The organism is Cellvibrio mixtus subsp. mixtus J3-8 (assembly GCF_000766945.1).
In the GTDB taxonomy this organism is placed as follows: domain Bacteria; phylum Pseudomonadota; class Gammaproteobacteria; order Pseudomonadales; family Cellvibrionaceae; genus Cellvibrio; species Cellvibrio mixtus_A.
Genome location: NZ_KN266209.1, coordinates 1 through 22,977, shown reverse-complemented (window position 1 = coordinate 22,977; position 22,977 = coordinate 1). Strand labels below are relative to the sequence as shown.

Genomic DNA, 22,977 nt, shown 5'->3' with positions numbered 1-22,977 from the left:
GATGACACAATGAATCGTGAATTAACCCGGATTTTATATGTTGAGGACGATCCTGATATCCAGGCCATTGCCATGATGGTGCTGGAAACAATTAGCGGTTTTGTGGTGGAGGCTTGTTCCTGTGGCGGCGATGCATTGCAAAAAGCAGTAGCTTTTAATCCGGATTTGATTTTACTCGATGTAATGATGCCCGGTATGGACGGCCCTGAAACATTGAAAGGCTTGCGTGGTTTTTCAGAGCTGGAAAAAACACCGGTGGTTTTTATGACCGCTAAAGTTCAGCCGCAGGAAGTGCAGGCGTATATTGAAATGGGCGCAGTGGGTGTTATTGCTAAACCGTTTGATCCCATGACCCTCGCGCAACAGTTGCGCGATATTTGGGGGCGCCAACAATGATTGTAATCAAGTTATACCCGACCAAAGTACATCCAGGTTTTTGAAGCCCCAATCATCAGGCGATTCACGGCCGATGATTTTCTCTTTGCCTTGTAATTTGGATAAATCCAATATTTCCTGGATGATTGGCATTTTGGTTTTTGCAGAAAAAAATATTTTTACTTTGGGCAAAAGCAAAGATGTATCGTTTTGTTCGATGACCACGGCGAGTCGCCCGCTTTCCAATCTCACCAGTGAACCTGTGGGGTAAATACCTACCGTTTTAACAAATGCCTGAAATACGGCCTCATCAAAATGCCCCTTACTCCATTCGGCCATTTTGCGAATGGAATCGGCTGGTGACCAACCTTTTTTGTAAGGGCGATTGGAGGTAATTGCATCATAGACATCACATACTGAGCCCATTTTCGCGAACAAACTGATATTGCTTCCCTTTAGTCCGTAAGGGTATCCGGTACCGTCGACTTTTTCGTGATGGTGAAGGCAAACGTCCAATACCATCGGTGGGACTTGATAACTTTCGATTAAAATTTTTGCACCGACTTCCGGATGTGATTTCACAATCGAAAATTCTTCGTCAGTCAATTTCCCCGGTTTGTTGAGTACCTTCAATGGAATGGCAATTTTGCCGATATCGTGTAACAAACCCGCCAAACCCGCATCGCGTACCGTGCTTTCATCCAGGCTTAATTGTCGCGCGAGAGCAATCATTAATGCGCATACGGCCACGGAATGCAGATAGGTGTATTCATCGGCTGTTTTTAAACGGGCCAGGCTGATAAGTGCATGTGGTTGACGCAATACCGAGTTGGAAATCTCCTCCACCAATTCTTGTGCTTTTTCAATTTCAATGGCTTTGCCCATGCGGGCATCGCTAAACATTTCGATAACGGCTTTTTTTGCGTTATTACACAATCGTGCAGCAGTACGGATTTCTTCATCAAGTGAAACACGTTCAGTCGATGTTGGTTTTTCTGCCTCTAATAATAACGCTTCAGTTTCTTGTTCAACTTCGGCTTCGGTTTTGCCTGTGATGTCGCCACTCACATCCAGCCCCTGGCTCACGTCAATCCATAGTTCTTTAATGCCACTTGCCAGAATTGCGCGCAGATCTTTCTCGTCTTCCAGCAAAAAGCGGGTTTTCCAAAAAGGATGCTCCATCCATGAACCACAAAATTCACAAATGAACATGCCGAGTTTCATATCTTTAACAGCAATTCGTTTTAACATCAGCTTTTTGGGTTACTTGGTTAAATAAATGAGTGGATACAAACTAATGAGATAACGTGAAAGGGTTAGCAGCTTCCTTGGCTGAGTATAGTCAGGCTTTATGCGTGGGCTGCTAACTTGATACATAATATTTTTTCAAAGAAATAAGGTTTTTTTATACTGTCGATTTACGGTTATTGATGAGAGCTATGGAAATTCGCCAAACTGGCGTTTCACACCTATTATTTAGCTCGATTATTAATAATTTCTGATAAGTAATAAGTTGCGGGTGGGTGTCCTGATTAATACCACCCCTTTCCATAGGCCAGGTATTCATGGACAAAAACGCTGACATCGCAGCCAGACTTCAAGCATTGCGTGATGATTATGCCGCGCGCTTGCCCGCCGAACTGCAACAGCTACGCAAACTCGTAAATGATTTGGCTAACCCTGAATTGCGTGCAGAGGCACTGGGGCAGCTTAATCATCGGCTGCACAAATTAGCGGGTTCCGCTGGTAGTTTCGGCTTTACTGATTTAGGCAAGCAAGCAAAAAAACTGGAGTTACAAGCGCAGGAATGGTTGGCGGGTAAAGCGCTGGATATGGGGTTGCTACGGGTGTTTTCCGTTGCCGTTGCCGCTTTGGGCGGCGATTTGCAGGCAGAACGCAATAACAAACCTATGCCTTTGGTTTCGCAAACAACACCACAAAAAACTAACACGCTTATTTATGTTCTTGAGGATGATCCGGATATCGCCGATGAAGTCTGTATGACGCTGCGCCATTTCGGCCACCAGGTTGAACACTTTGCCACCATTGCTGCTGCCGAGGCGGAAGTACTGCGTCGCCCTCCCGATTTTATGATTTGCGACATCATGTTTGTTGAAGAGGGGCGTGAAGCACCGGAAGCGGTAATGATCTTGCAACAACATCTACCGGCACCGATACCGGTGATTTTTGTTTCCACCCGCACGGATTTTGATGCCTACCATGCGGCTGTACGCGCGGGTGCGGTGGGTTATTTTGTAAAGCCATTGGATACGATCCGGTTGGTGGATTGTTTTGAGTTTTATCTGGATCGTCACCGCAGTGCTCCCCACAGGGTATTAATTATTGATGATGATTTGTCATTGGCTGAGCATTACAAGCTAGTGCTGAAAGCAGCGGGAATTCATGCTGAGATTAGCAATAATCCGCGCAATATTTTTGAGTTATTACAGGACTTCCATCCCGATCTGGTTTTGCTGGATATCAATATGCCAGTGTGTAATGGCATAGAGCTGGCACAAGTTATTCGCTTGAACCAGGATTGGTTGCGGGTTCCGATTACGTATCTATCGTCTGAACAAGATGTTGAGAAACGTGCGGTAGCGCTTGGGCGAGCGGGAGATGATTTCCTGAGCAAACCGTTGAGTGACCGCGAATTGATAACCGCTGTATCCACTCGTGCAGCACGCAGCCGGCAATTGAGCGATGCATTGGATCGCGATAGCTTGACCGGCTTGCTCAAACATTCGCGTATCAAAGAGCAGGTGGATATCGAGCTGAGCCGTACCATGCGCAATGGCGATGAATTGAGTGTGGTGATGTTGGACCTGGATCATTTCAAGCAGATCAATGATACCTACGGGCATCCTGCGGGTGACAAAGTCATCAAAGCTATTGCCCATCTATTGCGCCAGCGTCTGCGCAAAACCGATGCTGTGGGGCGTTACGGCGGCGAAGAGTTTGTGGCGGTGCTGCCGCGTTGCGGGCGAGATGAGGCGCTATTGCTAATGGAGGATGTTCGCCAGCGGTTCCGCGATATCAGTTTCAGCGCAGGTGATATTAATTTTAATGTGAGTCTCTGCGCGGGTATTGCCGCTTACCGTCCCGGTATGGATCGCGCGGAGCAACTACTACAAGAGGCTGATGCTGCACTCTATCGTGCCAAGAGCGAGGGGCGTAACAGGGTTTGTTGCAGTCGCTAGCACTTTTTAATACAAATCATCCCCTTATAAAAACGCCCGGTAAGCCGGGCGTTTTTTGCTTCAAGCAATGATTTAGTTATTACCGTCCGGCAAGGGCACTTCCCTTGGGGTAGCATCTTCTGTTGGTACAGGTACATCGCGATTCATATCTTCCAGGTAGCGGCGTGATTTCTCACCACTCAACGGTGCTTTGCCCGGCAGGTAATCACCTTCGGTTTTTACCAGTTTGTCGTTTTCAAAATAGACCGTGTACAGGTATTGGGTGATTTCGCCTTGCGAACCACGGCGCACGCTGTACGGGTAATCCCAGCGATCATCATTAAACGTATCCGGTACCAGGCTATTGCCAAGGACGAAGCGCACCTGACGTTTGGACATACCCAATTTTAATTGGGAAACCATTTCTTCGGTAATGATATGACCTTGCTGGATGCCGACTTTATAAACACCGGGAAAGCGGAAGCTGGAGCAGGCGGTGAGACTGGTTGCAACAATAACGGCCAGAAAAACACGGCTGGCTAATTTCATACGAGGGCTTCCACTAACGAAAATGAACGCGGATAATACCCGAACCACAGGAACACTGAGAAGGGTTTGGGGGAAATAATGGCAGATGGTAACCACGAGCTGCGCAAGGCTGGCCTTAAAGTCACTTTGCCGCGAGTTAAAATTTTGCAAATGCTGGAGTCCTCTGAGCAGCATCACATGAGCGCGGAAGATGTTTACAAGGCGCTAATGGAGCAAGGTGATGATGTTGGGTTGGCAACGGTTTATCGGGTATTAACCCAATTTGAGACTGCCGGTTTGGTGGTTCGTCATAATTTCGATGGCGGACATTCGGTATTCGAAGTGGCGCGCGGCGAGCATCACGATCACATGGTCGATATAGATGCCGGTACCATCATTGAGTTCCATAACGATGAGATTGAAGCACTCCAAAAGCGTATTGCCGCTGAGTATGGCTTCGAGCTTACCGATCATAGCCTGGTGCTTTATGTGCGCAAAAAACGCTAGGTTATATGAAAATTTAGAGAAAGCAGTGCTTTGGAGTGAAAAACGTTAGAACTTGGGTAAAGAGAATCGTTAACTGGTTTGACCTTTTCGCTGTTTTTTGAAAAATATATTGTTTTTGAAAGAAACGTTAGTGCTTTTGATTTAGGAAACGTTGATTTGTATTACTGCTTGAGGGCGCGTTTATCGCGCCCTTTTTGTTGCCTGCCATTTGTCTCTTTGCTATTGAAGCGCCAGTATTTCACGTGCATGTGCCAATGATTGATCGGTGATTTTCAGCCCACCCAGCATTCGCGCGATTTCTTCGACTCGTACATCGCCACCAAGCTCTACCAGTGTCGATTCTGCAGATTTTCTACTCGCTGTTTTCACTACCTGTAAATGCTGATGCCCTTTGCTGGCAACCTGTGCCAGATGGGTCACACAAATAACCTGTCCGCGTTCGCCCAGTTGCCGTAGTAATTGGCCCACCACATCGCCTGTGGCACCGCCAATACCTACATCTACTTCATCAAATACCAGCGTGGGGATCGCAGAGGTTTGCGCGGTTACTACCTGTATAGCGAGACTGATACGCGATAGCTCACCGCCAGAGGCGATCTTTCCCAGTGGGCGCGGGGCTTGGCCGGGATTGGTGCTGATCAAAAATTCCACTTCTTCCAAACCGTTGGCGCCGGGTTTATCACCCAGCGGGATCAAACTGACGCTAAATTTGGCATTTTCCATTGCCAGCAACTTGAGTTGTTCATTAACTTGTTTGGCGAGTGATGTTCCCGCCCTGGCACGCTTACCCGAAAGTTGTTCGGCCAGTTGGCGATAGATTTTTTCGGCCTGGGCGACTTGTTGGGCCAATTGATCAAGTTTGGCATCACCACCTTGCAATTGCTCAAGCTCGGCGCTTAGCTTGTCGATCAGGTCGGGCAGTTCTTCAGGCTGGATCCGATGTTTACGTGCCAGATCATAAATGATCGACAGGCGCTCATCGACCTGCTGCAGGCGCGCAGGGTCCAATGCAAAACTATCAATATGATGCTCGATTTCATGTTGTGCTTCTTCCACCTGGATTTGCGCACTGGTAAGCAATTCTTCTGCGCTTTTCAGGGCCCCGGATTTTTCCGGCAGGTTGCGCAAAATATGCAGGGCGCGATGCAGGTTAATACTTAAGCCTTGCTCATCATCGCCACAAAATGCTGCCAGTTGTTGGCTGCCGCGCAGGATTTCCTCTGCATTGGCCAAACTGCGTTGCTCGGCTTCCAGTTTTGCCAATTCGCCGGTTTGCAGGTCCAGCTGTTCTAACTCATCTACTTGATAACTTAACAACTGGAAACGTGCATTTACTTCTGCAGCGTTGTCACGCAGATGGATAAAATGCTCCAGTCGGCTCTGCCATTCACGCCATGCCAGGCGAACTTGCCTGGCCAGATCAGTTTGCCCTGCAAATTCATCAACCAGGCGGCGATGGGTATCTTTGACCAACAGCGATTGATGCTCATGCTGGCTGTGAATATCAATAAGCATTTCACCCAGGGTGCGCAGCTGTTGCAGGGTTACTGATTGACCATTGATATAGGCTTTGGATTTGCCATCGCTCGCAACTACCCGGCGCAGCAAGCATTCATGGGGGTGATCGGCTTGTTGCAGATCATTATTGACCAGCCAGTCCGCCGCAGCGGGAATCTTGCGTGTATCAAACGTTGCACAAATATCTGCACGGCTTGCGCCAGCTCGCACCCGCTCCCCATCGGCGCGATCACCGAGGGTTTGACCCAGTGCATCAAGTACGATGGATTTACCTGCGCCGGTCTCCCCGGTAATAACCGTCATACCTGGTTTTAAATCCAGATCCAGGTGATCCACCAGCGTAAAGTTTTGGATATTCAAATGAGTGAGCATAAGCAATCCGGATGATTGGCGGCGCGCAGCACAGGTAATGTGAAATAAAAAAGCCAGATACGTGGTTATTTCGTATCTGGCTATTTATACAGTGTTTGATGGTAAAACAGCAAGCCTGTTTAAAGGCGGAAGCCCTCCAGTTTGCGACTAAGTTCATCTGACGCATCGCGGATTTGCTGCGAGGCTACCAATGTCCCGCGCGCCGCATCCTTGGTTCCCAGGGATGATTGTTCAACATGGCTGACGTACTCCAGAATCAAGCTGCTTGCCTGGACATGCTCAATCAATGAATTACCGATATGGGCCACCATTTTGGCGACCTCATCCGTCTCCTTGCGAACACTTTCCACGATCTCTCCCCCCTGGCGGGTTTGGGCGATGCCGTCTTTCAATTGGGTCACCATATCGTCCATATTTTGTTTTGCCACGCGACTGGAATGTTGGACGGCCGTAATGGTATCGCTGATTTCAGTCGTGGCCTGGGTTGTGCGTTGTGCCAATTGGCGTACTTCGTCAGCAACCACCGCAAAACCGCGCCCCTGTTCACCGGCGCGGGCGGCCTCAATGGCGGCATTGAGGGCTAATAAATTGGTTTGGTTTGCTACTTCACTAATCACCGAAATAACCGCGGAAATACTGTTAATACGGCCAGCCAGATCGTCAATACTGCCTTGGGTCTGAATCACACTATTGTCGATTTCAACAAAACTCTTCACTGCATTGGAAATCAGTTTTTGACCTTGATTAGCCGTTTTGGAGGCGTGGTCAGTCTGGTTGGTCGCAACCTTGGCTTGTTGCATGGCGTCCTTGGTTTGCATATTGAACTCTTCTGCCGAAGACGCGATTTTAATGGTATTGGAGCTTTGGTCTTCTGCCATGGCGGTACTGGTTTCCGCTTTGTGGACGATGTCATCGCTGATTTCGTGCAGGCGCGACACCATGGAGGAGATGCTGCTCAGCATATCGCGCAAATTCTGGCGCATGCGGACTACCGAACCATAGATGCTATCTTCTGGCGCGCGATGTGAGCTGTGCTCGGTCAGGTCGCCATCTGCTACAGCACGTACCAATGTGAGTACTTCTTTCAGTTCTGCACCAAGGCCGTTATCCAGCTTGCGCGCAAACAGTATGACGGGCACCACAATCACCAGCATGACCAGGATACAAATTCCCAACTGCCATTTGGCCGTTTCCCAAAAGCGCGCATTAACCTCGTTAAAGCCGATACCGGTTCCTACCACCCATTTCCAGCGCGGGGATAATTTGGCGATGGAGAGTTTGTCCTCAATTGAGCCATCAGCTTGTTTCTGGGTCCAGTGATAGCGTGCGGTTTGGCCTTGGGCATTGCCTACTGCCTTGAGCAAGATTTCTCCCACGCTGCGGCCATTGCCATCTTTAAATTCATGGAAGCTGGTGCCATGCAATTCCGGGTCGAGCGGTGCAGCAACGAAGTTCATCTTTTCATCGGCGACATACACATACTCCGACTTGTGATAAATGTTATTGCGCAATATTTGGGTGGCAATCTTCTGTGCCGCTTCATCAGTCATTTCACCGCGGGCGGCCATTTGTTCCATCTGGATTACGGTGTCATAGGTGCTGTTAAGCAATTGCTCCACCCGTGCAGCGTTATCCTGGTTGGATGAGTAGCGAACAGTGAACAAACCAATCAGCATCATTCCCAGAAGGCCGAGCAGGATTTGGGCAGATACAATCCAGATTTTAACGCGCAATGACATAGTGAAAGGCCCTCTGGGTGGCGAACTTATAAACAGGTCTCATGGACAATAGGTCTCATGGACAACGTTGTCAAATAGTATTTTGCTGACAATACCAAGTATTTAATGGCGTTATTCCCAACGGTTTGAAGTGCGGGAAAAATTACCTTTTTGGCATATAATTCATTATTTGTTGCACAACATTGGTGCTGTTTTTTCATTGAAATTCGATCAAAAACCAGTTCAGTGCTTTTGAGTATAGGCACAAATTACGGCCCGTTTTGTTCAATATCTGCCCAGCGTAACCATCGGATTTATCCACAAAAACTTTAGCGCCAGCGCTTGAATCTCCTTCTCCCAGCCCCATATAGGCCCCACTGTCTTAATGGGACGCCTTATATGGCTGTTCGAGTTAACCCGGTGGCAATGCCGCCGCCCCAACACGTGATTGGAGAATAAAGTGTCAACTCAAGATTACACCGACATTAAAAATGCAACCGACGCCCAGCCCGCTGATGCAGCCGAACAGGCCCAACCGGAAGCGGCGGAGGTAAATATCGAAACCCTGCAAGCGCAGTTGGCAACGCTGGCGGCGGCTTACGAGTCGGCTAAAGAGCAAGGTCTGCGCGCCCAGGCGGAGGCACAAAACGCACGTCGCCGCGCCGAGCAGGATATTGAAAAGGCCCATAAGTTCGGGCTGGAAAAAATTGTGAATGATCTGCTGCCGGTAGTGGATAACCTGGAGCGTGCGCTTTCGTCGATTGATTCCAGCGACGAAGCCTTGACCGCGATTGCAGAAGGTATCCAGCTAACGCACAAATCATTTGTGGATGCACTGGCTCGCCACCAGGTAGTTGTGGTTAATCCTAATGGCGAGCCTTTTGATCCGAACCTGCATCAAGCGGTATCCGCAGTGCCAAATCCGGATGTAGAACCCAATACCGTTATTAACTGTTTCCAAAAAGGTTACACCCTCCATGGCCGTTTGGTTCGCCCGGCGATGGTAGTTGTTTCCAAGGCGCCGTAAAGCGGTAATGGCCAAATGTGAAACAGGGATTTTTTAGCACCGGGCTTGAATTTAATTACCCGGCGCCAATATAGAAACCAACTGCCAACAAAACGCAAATCCCTGACGATCTGCGACAACTGAGGCAAGAAACCAACAATTCAGTGCAAATTAAATTGCACCCAGCAACAAATAGCATTTTAGGAGCAACACCATGGGCAAAATTATCGGCATCGATTTGGGTACCACCAACTCATGCGTATCAGTATTGGAAGGCGGCAAACCAAAAGTAATCGAAAACGCCGAAGGCGATCGCACTACGCCGTCAATTATTGCATTCACTAATGATGACGAAATTCTGGTTGGCCAATCGGCCAAGCGCCAGGCTGTAACCAACCCACATAACACGTTATTTGCAGTCAAGCGTTTGATTGGCCGTAAATTCAAAGATGATGTAGTGCAAAAAGATATCAAAATGGTGCCCTACAAAATCGTTGCGGCTGACAACGGCGACGCCTGGGTAGAAGTGAAGGGCGATAAAAAAGCACCGCCACAAATTTCTGCTGAAGTGCTGAAGAAAATGAAAAAAACCGCTGAAGATTATCTCGGCGAAAAAGTTACCGAAGCGGTAATTACTGTTCCTGCTTATTTCAACGATTCACAACGTCAAGCTACTAAAGATGCCGGCCGTATCGCAGGCCTGGATGTCAAACGTATCATCAACGAACCAACCGCTGCTGCCTTGGCTTATGGTTTGGATAAAGGCGTAGGTGATCGCACTATCGCGGTATACGACCTGGGTGGTGGTACGTTCGATATTTCTATTATCGAAATTGCTGACGTAGATGGCGAACATCAATTCGAAGTGCTTTCAACCAACGGCGATACTTTCCTCGGTGGTGAAGACTTTGATATGCGCTTGATTGAATTCCTGGCGGAAACGTTCAAGAAAGATACCGGTATCGATCTGCACAATGATCCACTGGCATTGCAACGTTTGAAAGAAGCCGCAGAAAAAGCCAAGATCGAATTGTCATCCAGCCAGCAAACGGAAGTGAACCTTCCGTACATCACTGCTGATGCAACAGGTCCAAAGCATCTGGTGGTAAAACTGACGCGGGCGAAACTTGAGTCGTTGGTAGAAGAATTGGTAACTCGCTCAATGGAGCCAGTGAAACAAGCGATTAAAGATTCGGGTAAATCTATCAGTGATATCGATGATGTTATTTTGGTAGGTGGCCAAACGCGTATGCCGCTCGTGCAAAAAGCGGTAGCGGATTTCTTCGGCAAAGAGCCACGTAAAGACGTGAACCCGGACGAAGCCGTTGCAATCGGCGCAGCGATTCAGGGCGCGGTGTTGGCGGGCGATGTTAAAGATGTATTGTTGCTGGACGTAACTCCATTGACCCTGGGTATTGAAACCATGGGTGGTGTAGCGACTCCGTTGATCGACAAAAACACCACGATTCCAACCAAGAAATCGCAAGTGTTTTCAACAGCAGATGACAACCAGACTGCAGTGACAATTCACGTCGTACAAGGTGAGCGTAAACAAGCATCGCAAAACAAATCGCTGGGTCGTTTTGATTTGGCCGATATTCCGCCTGCACAACGCGGTATCCCGCAAATCGAAGTGACTTTTGATATCGACGCAAACGGTATTTTGAATGTAAGTGCGAAAGACAAAGCGACGGGTAAAGAGCAATCCATCGTGATTAAGGCTTCTTCCGGTTTGAGCGATGAAGAAATCCAGAAAATGGTAAAAGATGCCGAAGCGAATGCTGAAGCGGATCGCAAGTTTGCGGAAATCGTAACTGCACGCAACACGCTTGAAGGTTTGATCCATGCAACAGAAAAAACCTTGAAAGATGCGGGCGACAAAGCGACTGCTGATGAAAAATCGGCAATTGAAGCTGCCCTTACTCAAGCGCGCGATGTAGCCAAAGGTGATGATCTGGCGAAGATCGAAGAAGCAACTACCAAGCTGACTGAAGCATCAGGTTCACTTGCGCAAAAACTTTACGCCGAGCAACAAGCCGGTGCACAAGCGGGCGCTGCAGGTGCGGGCGCACAGCAAGCTGGCGGTAGCAAACCAGCGGACGACGGTGTTGTAGACGCCGAGTTCGAAGAAGTGAAAGAAGACAAGAAATAAGTTTTCGATTGCTTGACGGAAGTATAAAGAACAAATGCGGGCCTATGCCCGCATTTGTCATGTAAGAACAGGCAAATGTAATCCGTATAAAACGTGGCGAATACGGAAAATGTTTTTAATGACTGATCCCGTATTTCGTTAGGCTCCATACGGGCTATGTGAAATTTTTAGTGAAATGTAACTTGCATTTCTTTTATCGGTGTAACCATGGCAAAACGCGATTACTACGAAATCCTCGGCGTCCAGAAAGATGTAGACGCAGCCGAATTGAAAAAAGCTTATCGCCGTGTGGCGATGAAATTCCATCCTGACCGCAATCCGGATGACCCCAAGGCGGAAGAAAAATTCAAGGAAGCCAACGAGGCTTACGAAGTGTTGTCCGACGAAAACAAGCGCGCGGCTTATGATCGTTTTGGTCATGCCGGTGTAGATGGGCAAGCGGGTATGGGCGGCGGCGCTGGTGGTGCAGGCTTCGGTAATTTCAGCGATATTTTTGGCGATGTGTTCGGCGATATTTTCGGTGGCGGGCGCGGTGGTCGTGGCGGCCCGAGCCGCGGTTCGGATTTGCGCTACAACCTCGAATTAAGTTTGGAAGATGCTGTTAAAGGTACCAGCGTACAAATTAAAGTCCCAACGTTGGTGTCCTGTAAAACCTGCGATGGTTCCGGTGCAAAACCGGGCAGCAAACCGGTGACCTGTACTACCTGCGGTGGCCATGGACAAGTGCGTATGCAGCAAGGTTTTTTCTCCGTGCAGCAAACCTGTCCGTCATGTCGCGGCCGCGGAACGATTATTTCTGATCCCTGTAAATCCTGTAATGGCCAGGGGCGTACCGAAGAAACCAAGACCCTGCAAGTTAAAGTACCTGCCGGTGTTGATACTGGTGATCGCATTCGTTTATCCGGTGAAGGTGAAGCGGGCGCTGACGGTGGCCCAAGCGGTGACTTGTATGTGCAGGTCCATGTGCGCGAACACAACATTTTCAAACGCGACGGTGCCGATTTATATTGCGAAGTCCCGATTGATTTCGTTGACGCGGCACTCGGCGGTGAACTCGAAGTTCCCACACTCGATGGGCGTGTAAAATTAAAAGTTCCTGCAGAAACCCAAACCGGAAAATTATTCAAACTGCGTGGCAAAGGTGTTACACCAGTGCGCGGTGGTGGTGTGGGTGATTTGCTTTGTCGGGTTGTCGTTGAAACTCCAGTAAACCTCACCAGCAAACAAAAAGAATTGCTTAAAGAATTTCAGGCAACCATGAAAGGCGGAAAGTATTCCCCCAAACAGTCGAGTTGGTTTGATGGGGTTAAGAAGTTTTTTAATGAGTAATTGACGCTCGGAAAATAAAGGGCCGATTCGCGAGAGTCGGCCCTTTTATTTTAAAGGTAATCTAAATGTAGTTTGGCGGTACTTTCCGGCCATAAACATTAACTCTCAATTTAATTTAACAGTGTTAGGCATCGCTATGTGGACTCGGCGCCTTTTTTCAGGTTATGAATTTATTACTGATAAAAATTTTTCAGGAAAAATATTTTTCGGATTTTTATTGTCGGCTGTAGCAGTGTTAGCGTTGTTGCAATGGCTACCATTGGCTAATGCAATGGCTTTGGTTGTGCTGGCTGGAGCACTGTGGGGTTATCAGACTTTGCCGTTGAATCGTTGGCAGAGGTCAATGTTGTGGTTTTTGCTTGTATCGTTAGCGTTTTGGATTGCGACTTATAAGCCGGAAGGGTTTCTCTATCCATTTGTCTTTGATTTGCCTGGTGAATCTGATTTAGCTCCGCGTTATGAATTCTTTGCAAATTTTGGCAAAGGTCTTTGCGGGCTCCTGTTATTGTATTTTTTTTGGCCAAGGCGGCGCGCTAATGAGTTTGTTGCCGCGCCGAAATATCAATTTTTCATTGCATTGGTCGCGCCAGCTGCTGTTATTGTGGTGGCGGTTCCTGCTCTTGATTTATATCTCCAGCCTAAAGATATTGAGCAAATATTACTGTTTGCAATAGGGAATTTATTAATTATCAGTGTGGCTGAAGAGGTCTTTATGCGGTTGCTATTGCAGCAATCAATACGCAATGCAATAGCTGTTTTTACGATTAATCGCTGGGTGCAGGAATTGGTTTCCTTGCTGGTAGTGACTGCGATATTCGTCGCTGTCCATTCAGGATTAAGCGGGGCTACGATCTGGGTGTATACCCTGGCGGGATTTTTGTACGGTTTAAGTTATACCCTGAGTAAAAATATTTGCTACCCGATTATGATTCATTTCTTTGTTAACCAGATCCACTTTTCTTTCCTCACCTATCCACTTGGATAATCAGCACGTATAGCCTGGGGAAAATCCGGTATTCAGGAATAGATATTTTTGTTACCCAATAAAAACGGAGCAGGCTGCAAACGGCCGCCTGCACGTTACTCTTATTAAGCATTAAGCATTAAGCATTAAGCATTAAGCATTAAGCATTAAGCATTAAGGTAATTGGCGTGATAACGCAAATGGTCTTCAATAAAACTGGCGATAAAGAAGTAACTGTGATCATAGCCAGCATGCAAGCGAAATTTGAGCGGGTGATGATGTTCCGCACAGGCTTTTTGTAATGCATCCGGTTTTAATTGTGTCGATAAAAAATTATCAGCACTGCCTTGGTCAATAAATAACGGCTGTTTTGATTTTCCGTTCTCAATCAGGTAGCAAGTATCATAATCATTCCAGCTTTCCTGGTTATCTCCCAAATATCCTGCAAATGCTTTTTGCCCCCACGGGCAATTGACCGGATTGGTAATTGGCGCAAATGCGGACACAGATTGGTAGCGCTCCGGTGAACGTAAAGCAATAACCAGCGCGCCGTGACCACCCATGGAATGGCCGCTGATCGATTCCTTGCCGTTTAACGGGAAGTTTTTATTTGCCAACTCTGGCAATTCTTTGGTGATGTAATCATACATCCGGTAGTTGTTTTTCCAGGGTTCCTGCGTCGCGTTGAGATAAAACCCGGCGCCGACACCAAAATCATAACTGTCTGAATCGCCCGGCAAATTTAACCCGCGTGGGCTGGTGTCCGGGCAAATAATCGCAATGCCTAATTCCGCTGCAATTTTTTGCGCACCGGCTTTCTGCATAAAATTTTCATCAGTACAAGTAAGGCCGGAGAGCCACCAGAGTAGCGGTACTTTTTCAGTTTCTGCTTGCGGTGGTAAATAAATTGCAAAAATCATTTCGCAATTTAAGGTGGGGGAAACATGCTTGAAGCGTTTATGCCAGCCACCAAAACTTTTATTGGCGGCGATTTCGGTTAATTTTTGGGACATATTATTTTCCATTACAACGCTGTCCATACTGCGAACAGCGTTTTCGTAGATATTTGATATTAATAATGCAATACAGTGCGAATACTTTTGCCTTCATGCAATAAATCAAAGGCTTCATTGATTTTTTCGAACGGCATATCGTGGGTGATAAATTCGTCGATTTTAATTTCGCCTTTCATATAGCGATCAACGTAGCCGGGTAATTGGCTGCGGCCTTTCACTCCACCAAATGCAGAACCTTTCCACACACGGCCAGTGACTAACTGGAATGGACGTGTGGAAATTTCCTGGCCTGCACCGGCCACACCGATAATAATCGATTCACCCCAACCTTTATGGCAGCACTCCAATGCGGAGCGCATTACATTCACATTGCCAATACATTCAAACGAATAATCCACGCCGCCATCCGTCATATCCACAATCACTTGCTGGATAGGTGCGGAATGATCTTTTGGATTTACAAAATCCGTTGCACCAAATTGACGGGCGAGTTCGAATTTATCGGGATTAATATCAATCGCAATAATGCGGTTGGCATTCATCATCTGCGCGCCTTGGATAACCGCGAGGCCGATTGCACCCAAACCGAAAACCGCAATAGTAGAACCGGGGGTCACTTTTGCGGTGTTGATCACTGCACCGATGCCGGTAGTCACGCCGCAACCGAGCAAGCAGATTTTATCGAGCGGCGCGCTCGGCGAGACTTTGGCGAGGGACACTTCCGGCAACACGGTGTATTCGGAAAATGTGGATGTCCCCATGTAATGGAACAGTGGTTTGCCATCCAGGGAAAAACGGCTGGTGCCATCGGGCATTAGCCCTTTGCCTTGCGTTGCACGCACCGCGCCGCACAAATTGGTTTTACCAGAGAGACAGAATTTGCACTTGCCGCATTCGGCGGTATACAGCGGAATCACATGGTCGCCCACTTTCAAACTGGTAACGCCTTCGCCCACTTCCTCCACAATACCCGCGCCTTCATGGCCCAGCACTGCCGGGAAAACACCCTCCGGGTCAGCGCCAGAGAGGGTGTAGGCATCGGTATGGCACACGCTGGTGGCGACAATACGCACCAGCACTTCACCGGCTTTAGGGCCTTGTACATCGATTTCCGCGAGTTCAAGTGGCTTGCCGGCGGCAAGGGCGATAGCGGCGCGTGATTTCATAATGGTTTCCTTAGTGGATAAAAAGCTAATCGACCGTAATCGATAAGCCCGAAAATAGTGTGATCAGTGTAGACTGCTTATTAAATTGCAATAAGCCATTTAAAAATCACTTAATTGTTGCTATGGAGCAATAATGCAGCATTGGGAACGGGTCGAAGGTTTTGTGCAGGTAGTGCGCCATGGCAGTTTTATTGCTGCCGCGCGCTATTTGCAGGTATCCAGCTCACACGTGAGCCGGTTGGTCAGCCAACTTGAACAGCAGCTGGGAACGCAATTGTTGTATCGCAGTACCCGCCAGATCCGATTAACAGAAGCGGGTAGTATTTATTTTGAAGCTTGCCGCCAGTTGTTTGATGGGGTACGCGATGCGGAAGTATTGCTTCAACAGCATCAAGGTTTACCCACTGGTGTATTGAAAATCACGGCACCGGCAACCTTTGGCGATAAATACATCGCGCCACTGGTGAACGATTTCCAACTGCGTTACCCGCAGTTGAAGATCAATATGTATTTCAGCAACCGCCAGGTAGAGATGATTGAAGAAGGCTTTGATCTGGGGATTCGTATGGGTGTTTTGCGCGAGTCCACCTTGATTGCCCGCCGCCTGTGTGACCGGCGCGAATACATTGTCGGTTCACCCGATTACCTCGCGCGTATTGCGCCGCCGCAAACCCTGACTGACCTTGAGCGACACAATTGTTTAATTGGTACGCGCGGTTACTGGTTGCTCCATCACAATGGCCAGCGCAAGGATTTGATAGTGCGTGGTAACTGGCAAGCCAACTCTGGTCCGGCGTTATTAGACGCAGCCCTCAAAGGGCTTGGCCTTGCCCAATTGCCGGATTACTACGTGGATGAATACCTGGCGCAAGGGAAATTATTATCGGTGCTGGATGAATTCCAATCGCCGGAAATGGGCGTCTGGGTGGTCTACCCACAGCAGCGCCATCTCGCGCCCAAGGTGCGGTTGTTTATCGATTTCCTGGTGGAGCAATTTGCAAGCGGTGTCGCAGGCCTTGCCCGGGAGTGATACCTGGATTTTGGAGTCCCTGATCGATGTTCTGTACCTGCTTGTGGTGTAAGTTTAATAAATTTATATGAATCAATAATTTAATTTTAATTTACCGCTTACAAATAATATTCCGGTCACCATTTCTGCCACCAATTTTTTTTGATTCACCAAATGATCGTTCCTTGTGCACGCCACACACAAAGATCATTTAGTCTGAAGGCCCCAAAATCCAATATCCAGTCTTGATGAGATAAGCCAAGGTGCGTTTTATCATCATTTCAGTGAAAGATGAGGCGCTGGCAATATCGGTAACCAGCATATAATTTATGTTTGGCTTTATGTAAGGCAACAAATAAGGTAGGTTTACACACGTTTGTTGATGCCAGTGGAAACGCTGGGACGTTATGTTGCAAATGCCATGGAGGAATCCAACTGAGATAACGTAAGGAAAATCCGTGGTGGATTGGTTAAGCATTTTAAGCGGGTTAACGTTTTTGATCGGTTGAGTCCGACCTGCAGAAAAATAAAGCCCCCGTCGTATCGTTATCACGCAAAAATAAAACGCCCTTGCAATTTCTTTGTAAAAATAGCAGGGCGTTGATATGCTAATATGATTTTTAAGGAGCTAACTTAGGGTTAGCGTGTTGATTGGTTTTCTAAAATCCAGATATAACAATTGATATTCAAATTAGATCATTTTAAATATCTGTGAGTTTGGTTTTAATCATTCACCTTAAATCGAATTCAAAAAAGATATTTGAGTTTCGATGTGAAAGACTAAAAAATTGCGCAGAATATAATTTATCGAGAAATATATTTTTTGGCGCGGGCGAGAATTCAATAAAATAAATAGTTACGAAGCATGATTAGATCCCCCCTTATTTATATCCCCCGGCCTAGTGCCAATGCAAAGATTCGGTTAGTTTGTTTCCCCTATGCTGGGGGGAGTTCCGCAATCTATACCCCTTGGATAGATAAGCTTCCTCAAGAAGTAGAGCTAGCATTAATTCAGTTGCCAGGTAGAGGAGCAAGATTTGGCCAGCAGCCCTATCAAACAATCAACACAATGGTTGAAGATGTGGTCGAGGAATTAGGGAAATTACCACCAAAAGATTTGTTTTTTTATGGGCATAGCATGGGTGCACGAGTTGCTTATGAAGTAACTTTGATGCTGCATAGGGAAAAATGCCCGCTTCCTATTCATATTGTTGCAGCTGGCAGTATGGCGCCTAGAGTTCCCAGAAAAGCTAAAAATAGTTATAATCTGACAGACAATGAATTTATCGAACACCTCATGGAATTAAAAGGCACTCCAGAGGAAGTGTTAACAAATAGAGATTTAATGGAGCTACTGCTGCCAACATTGCGAGCTGATTTTAAGATTGTTGAAACATATATCAATAATAGCACTGTTGTCATCCCGACTAAGTTAAGCGTATTTGCGGGAAAACAAGATTTGACAGTTGAGTTGGCAGAATTAGAACCATGGTTTGATGTATTTCAGGAAAATGATGGCATAAGCTGGTTTGCTGGCGGTCATTTTTTTATTAATGAAAATAGTCATGACGTGCTGACTGTTTTAAGCAAAAAAGTTGAATCCTATTTGCGCCCTGGTTTTGCGTTTTAAATTTCCGCTGATATGCAATATTCTTGCGTGCTGTCCAAGCGCCACGATAATTAAATAAAATCAGTTAAATCTTTGCTGTTTGATGCTGAAGCCCTTTGCATCAAAGGGTCATATTATTAAGGATTAATAATGATTTCCGTAAAAAAAATGCTGATGAACTACCCTTTGCTTGGTAGGTTTGTTCTTTTTTTTGTATTGCCTGTAAGTATTGTTTCCCTTTGTATTTTTTTCTACCTATCGAGAAGCTTGCCTGTTTTAGCTGGTGAGATAAGTGCTGTTGGCTTACAGAATCAGGTAAAGATCACAAGAAACAATTATTCAATTCCGTCCATTCTCGCAAGTACTGACAACGACGCTTTTTTTGCGCTTGGCTATGTCCATGCGCAAGATCGCCTGTGGCAGATGGAAATGAACCGCCGTATTATTTCCGGCCGCATTAGTGAGGTTATAGGGATTAAAGGACTGGGCTCAGATAAATATTTGAGAACGTTAGGTCTTTATAATGACACCAAATCAATGTGGGAAAAGCTGGAACCTGAAACTAAAGTCCTGATTCAATCTTATGTTGATGGTGTAAATGCTGCGATTAAAGATTACAAAGTATTGCCCATTGAATTTTTGTATTTTCAGTTAAATCCCGAGCCTTGGACTGTGTATGACACGCTCGCCGTTGTGGGATCCATGTCATTATTGATGAGCCATAATTATCAGGAAGAGTTAATGCGCTCGACTCTTATTGATGTTTTCGGGATGGCTAAAAGTAAAGATTTATTCCCCAATGCTGCCATTGAAGACGTGGAAAACTTAATTTCATATATGGATCTTATTAAAGCTCAAGGGCATGCAAATAAAAGTTCTCCTGCGATCTTTAATGCATTTGGCCGGCAAAATTTTTTGACTGGTAGTAATAACTGGGTTGTATCTGGCCAATTAACAAATACTGGCGCCCCTTTGCTCGCAAACGATCCTCATCTGGGAACCACTGCGCCTGCAATTTGGTATATGGCCAGTGTTAAGGGAGAGGCAGTTGATGTAGCTGGTGCGACTATACCAGGCTTCCCTTTTGTTATTTCGGGCCATAACAATAAAATTGCCTGGGGAATTACCAATCTTGAAGCCGATGTTCAGGATTTGCGTTTGGAGCAAACTGACGCTAACGCAAAAGATACCTATATAAAGGACGGTATAAATAAAAAATTTGTTACTCGTCGCGAATTAATTAATATCAAGGCTGATTTGTTTAAGAAAGATATTGAGCCTCTCGCTATTGATATTAGAGAAACAGAAAATGGTCCCGTAATTAGCGATGTAATTGGTGGCCCGGATGGAATGGTTTACTCTTTATCATGGGTTGCAAAACTCGGGTTATCCGGCACGGTCGACGCGTTTAAAAAAATAAATTACGCCCATAATTGGGAGGTCTTTCGTAGTGCCTTGCGCAGCTACACCGTCCCTGCACAAAATTTTGTTTATGCAGATATGGAGGGAAATATTGGCCATATCGCTGCTGGTTTAATGCCGGTCCGTAATGGAGGGCATGGCGCTCTTCCTGTCCCAGGTTGGAGCTCGGAATTTGATTGGAAAGGCTGGATTCCCTTTGACTCTTTACCGCAAAGTTTTAACCCTCCGTCAGGTATTATTGTTACAGCAAACAATAAAGTAGTTGCAGATGATTATGCATACTACATTACCAGCGATTGGTTGCCTCCTTATCGGGCTAATAGGATTAATGCGTTATTAAAAGAAAGAATTGCATCAGGAAATAAGTTGTCAGTGGATGATTTTCGCCTCATTCAAGGTGATACCACCAGCCTGGCAGCGCAACAGTTAAATCCATATTTTTTACGCGTTCATCCAACTACTACTACCCAGCAACTCATGCTCGATAAACTAAAAACATGGGATGGCAACCTTGCTTCCGAAAGTGTTGCTGCATCTATTTTTACTGCATGGGTAAAAAACCTGAACAGACTTATCCTGGAAGACGAAGTTGACAGTCGATCATTAAGCCCTAAGCAAAAAATGTATCTGGAATCTTTAATTGATAATGTCGATTATGATTTTTTATTCGCTGTTTTAAATGACGATAAAAACTTGTGGTGTGACTACAAAACAACCATTGCAATAGAATCCTGCGACAAAATTTTTTCTATTTCGCTTGAGCGTGCTGCACAGCAGTTGGATCGGTTTGCAGGTGGTGGTGTTTCTTCATGGAATTGGAAGGATATACATAAAACACAATATGTTCATTTCCCTTTTACCAAGTCCGATTTGTCGATTGGTCTGCCCGGTACTGACAATAAATTTTTACATTTTTTGATGCACAGAGAAATGGGTGCTGGCGGTGATGAAAATACTGTAAATGTTGCTCCGGTGATGGGTGAGAATAGCAATAAAAAATTCTTGCAATTCCTGGGGGGTACCTATAGGCAAGTGATAGATTTAAAAAATTTAAAAGCGTCATTGTTTTCAATCGCGCCAGGGCAATCGGGGAATGTCTTAAGTTCTCACTACGATGATTTAATGGAGTCGCATCAAAATATCGCCTTGATTGATATTGGCGAAGATGCTGGTAAAAGTATAAAAGTACTTACTTTAATGCCCCGGTAAAAAAGTAAGAATACCTGTAAAGGATGATTATAATGATCAATAAAAAGCTATCTTCATATTACGGTTTTATCGCAAACAAGAGCCCAAATTTATATCTTTTTATTATATTTTTAGGGGTTTTTACGGGAGCTGCCTACGCATTTCTTTTTCCTGTTATTTTTTATTCTTTTGTGCCCCAGGATTTTTTGGTCCCACAGTTAGATGGGCAGACAAATTATAATTTTTTCAATTCACCTAATTCTAACATCGCAATATTATTCATGATTAATTGTGCGGTTATTTATTGTTCTAAACTGATTTCTAATATCTCCGTATCTTATTTAGAACAAAAGGCAACACTGGAATTAAAAAATAATTTATATGAAACGATCAGTAATGCCTCAAGTTTTGATATTGAACGAATTGGTACTGAAAAATTAACGTTAGCTCTGGATGCTGACGTATCGAATGCTGTTGCTGGTTCACTTACAATTCCGGCAATGATTACCTCGTTTGTTACTGTGGTTGGGTTGCTCTCGTATTTGGCATACTTAAACAGCAATGTGTTTTCCCTGGTTATTGTTTTTGTAGTTTTGGGTATTGCTATTTATCGGGTGTTGGTAAAGTTTGCGCAAAATTATTTTAGGCGAAGCAGGGAGACTTATGATTCATTGCAGGAAAGTGTTGCTGCGCTCATTTCGGGCGCAAAGGAGCTGAAGGTTAACTCAGGCAAGCGCAAATTACTCTTTTCCGAAGGTTTGGATGCGAATCAAACTTTGTCGTCGACGCAGTATTTAAAGGGCCGAATTATTTATTTTTGCGCATCCGGCGTAACCGATATTATGTTGTTTGCCATTATAGGTATTGCTGCGTTTCATCTTTCTTATGTTTATTTTATCGATCTTAATTCGCAAATTGGCATTGTTATGGTGTTGTTGTACTTGACCGGCCCCATAGTGAATTTGGTGAATTCTGCGTATGTTTTTTTCTCAGGAAAAGTATCGTTTAACAAAATATTAGCGCTGGTTGCCAAGTTGCCAGGTGAAGGTATTAATGCAAACGCAACCCCGTTGCGTGAGTGGAATACGTTGAGCCTGCATAACGTATCTTATGCTTATGAAGGGGATAACGGCGAAAGTTTTAAGGTTGATCGTATCGATTTAACTTTAAAGAAAGGTGAGGTTGTTTATTTGGTTGGAGGTAATGGATCGGGAAAATCAACTTTGGCTAAATTGATAACTATGCATCATTTTGCCTCCAGTGGTTATTTGATGTTGGGAGAAACAAAAATCAATAAGGATAACGTTGAAGCTGCCAGGCAGCATGTAGGAATTGTTTTCACGGATTTTTTTCTATTTAAGAAAATATATGGATATAAAGAGCAATATAAAAGTGTTGTTGAAAGATATTTAAAATTTTTTTGCCTGGATCACAAAGTTACTGTTAATGATAGTGGTGAATTTTCGACGTTGGCACTATCTGATGGGCAGAGGAAAAGATTGGCACTGTTGGCAGCTATCCTGGAAGATAAAGATATTTATGTTTTTGATGAATGGGCTGCTGATCAAGATCCCCAGTTTAAAAAGATTTTCTATGAAAAGATAATTCCTGAATTACAACAAAAAAACAAAATTATTTTATTGATTACTCACGATGATAGCTATTTTCATCTGGCTGATAGGGTAATTCATATGGATTATGGTGTTATTACTTCAGTTGAATTTCCTGGTGCTATAGCTGCCAATTTATTGAAATTGGAGCATTCGGCTTATACAGCAGAGCCTATTGCTTAATGAGTTTTTAAACAGGTTTTATTCGATTTTATGTAGCATTTATATTTGGGTTGCTGCAATTTTTAAGGTGATATTGGAAGTAATTACAAGGTAATGTATGGATATAAGTGATAAGGGTATCAATAT

General features: G+C 45.5%; 17 protein-coding genes. 11 read left to right on the top strand and 6 right to left on the bottom strand.

All coding sequences use genetic code 11. The annotated features are described in order from the left end of the window. The first annotated feature begins 9 nt into the window (after positions 1-9). Positions 10-396, top strand: coding sequence for a response regulator (locus A596_RS13465; protein ID WP_039915738.1), 387 nt, complete (start codon positions 10-12; stop codon positions 394-396). Between the two features lie 6 nt (positions 397-402). Here A596_RS13465 and A596_RS13460 read toward each other — a convergent pair whose 3' ends face one another. Beyond that, positions 403-1,626, bottom strand: a complete 1,224-nt coding sequence (locus A596_RS13460; protein WP_039915737.1) for a cyclic di-GMP phosphodiesterase — start codon at positions 1,624-1,626, stop codon at positions 403-405. Between the two features lie 314 nt (positions 1,627-1,940). Here A596_RS13460 and A596_RS13455 point away from each other — a divergent pair, with 314 nt between their 5' ends. Then, positions 1,941-3,575, top strand: coding sequence for a diguanylate cyclase (locus A596_RS13455; protein WP_039915736.1), 1,635 nt, complete (start codon positions 1,941-1,943; stop codon positions 3,573-3,575). A gap of 72 nt (positions 3,576-3,647) precedes the next feature. Here the strand turns inward: A596_RS13455 and A596_RS13450 are convergent, their stop codons facing one another. Further along, on the bottom strand, positions 3,648-4,103 hold the full coding sequence (locus A596_RS13450; protein ID WP_039915733.1) for an outer membrane protein assembly factor BamE: 456 nt from the start codon (positions 4,101-4,103) through the stop codon (positions 3,648-3,650). Positions 4,104-4,181: 78 nt separating this feature from the next. Here A596_RS13450 and fur point away from each other — a divergent pair, with 78 nt between their 5' ends. Beyond that, on the top strand, positions 4,182-4,589 hold the full coding sequence (gene fur, locus A596_RS13445; RefSeq protein ID WP_039915731.1) for a ferric iron uptake transcriptional regulator: 408 nt from the start codon (positions 4,182-4,184) through the stop codon (positions 4,587-4,589). A 219-nt stretch (positions 4,590-4,808) separates the two neighbouring features. On the opposite strand, the gene recN is transcribed toward fur, so the two are convergent. Continuing rightward, positions 4,809-6,479 (bottom strand): DNA repair protein RecN, encoded by a 1,671-nt coding sequence (gene recN / locus A596_RS13440; protein WP_039915730.1) that lies wholly within the window; start codon positions 6,477-6,479, stop codon positions 4,809-4,811. A 119-nt stretch (positions 6,480-6,598) separates the two neighbouring features. After that, entirely contained in the window at positions 6,599-8,218 is a 1,620-nt protein-coding gene (locus tag A596_RS13435) for a methyl-accepting chemotaxis protein (protein WP_039915728.1), read from the bottom strand. A gap of 439 nt (positions 8,219-8,657) precedes the next feature. On the opposite strand from A596_RS13435, the gene grpE reads away from it, so the two are divergent. The 4 genes from grpE (at position 8,658) to A596_RS13415 (ending at position 13,669) form a co-directional block, all read left to right on the top strand. Beyond that, a complete protein-coding gene (gene grpE, locus A596_RS13430; RefSeq protein WP_039915726.1) occupies positions 8,658-9,224 on the top strand; it encodes a nucleotide exchange factor GrpE in 567 nt (188 codons plus the stop codon). 193 nt (positions 9,225-9,417) lie between these two features. Continuing rightward, entirely contained in the window at positions 9,418-11,355 is a 1,938-nt protein-coding gene (gene dnaK / locus A596_RS13425) for a molecular chaperone DnaK (RefSeq protein ID WP_039915724.1), read from the top strand. Positions 11,356-11,562: 207 nt separating this feature from the next. Beyond that, the gene (dnaJ, locus tag A596_RS13420; protein ID WP_039915722.1) at positions 11,563-12,684 is read left to right on the top strand and encodes a molecular chaperone DnaJ; all 1,122 of its coding nucleotides are present in this window, start codon (positions 11,563-11,565) and stop codon (positions 12,682-12,684) included. Between the two features lie 136 nt (positions 12,685-12,820). Then, the gene (locus A596_RS13415) at positions 12,821-13,669 is read left to right on the top strand and encodes a CPBP family glutamic-type intramembrane protease (protein WP_052417504.1); all 849 of its coding nucleotides are present in this window, start codon (positions 12,821-12,823) and stop codon (positions 13,667-13,669) included. A gap of 146 nt (positions 13,670-13,815) precedes the next feature. Here the strand turns inward: A596_RS13415 and fghA are convergent, their stop codons facing one another. Together fghA and A596_RS13405 are read right to left on the bottom strand one after the other, a co-directional pair. Continuing rightward, positions 13,816-14,661, bottom strand: coding sequence for an S-formylglutathione hydrolase (gene fghA, locus A596_RS13410; protein ID WP_039915720.1), 846 nt, complete (start codon positions 14,659-14,661; stop codon positions 13,816-13,818). A gap of 59 nt (positions 14,662-14,720) precedes the next feature. Beyond that, complete coding sequence (locus tag A596_RS13405; protein WP_039915717.1) at positions 14,721-15,830, bottom strand: S-(hydroxymethyl)glutathione dehydrogenase/class III alcohol dehydrogenase; 1,110 nt, start codon at positions 15,828-15,830, stop codon at positions 14,721-14,723. 133 nt (positions 15,831-15,963) lie between these two features. Here A596_RS13405 and A596_RS13400 point away from each other — a divergent pair, with 133 nt between their 5' ends. The 4 genes from A596_RS13400 (at position 15,964) to A596_RS13385 (ending at position 22,851) form a co-directional block, all read left to right on the top strand. Then, complete coding sequence (locus tag A596_RS13400) at positions 15,964-16,860, top strand: LysR family transcriptional regulator (protein ID WP_039915715.1); 897 nt, start codon at positions 15,964-15,966, stop codon at positions 16,858-16,860. Between the two features lie 844 nt (positions 16,861-17,704). Then, positions 17,705-18,469 (top strand): thioesterase II family protein, encoded by a 765-nt coding sequence (locus A596_RS22160; RefSeq protein WP_084128344.1) that lies wholly within the window; start codon positions 17,705-17,707, stop codon positions 18,467-18,469. Positions 18,470-18,598: 129 nt separating this feature from the next. Continuing rightward, a complete protein-coding gene (locus tag A596_RS13390; RefSeq protein WP_039915713.1) occupies positions 18,599-21,079 on the top strand; it encodes a penicillin acylase family protein in 2,481 nt (826 codons plus the stop codon). 32 nt (positions 21,080-21,111) lie between these two features. After that, positions 21,112-22,851 (top strand): cyclic peptide export ABC transporter, encoded by a 1,740-nt coding sequence (locus tag A596_RS13385; RefSeq protein WP_052417502.1) that lies wholly within the window; start codon positions 21,112-21,114, stop codon positions 22,849-22,851. Positions 22,852-22,977: the final 126 nt, after the last annotated feature.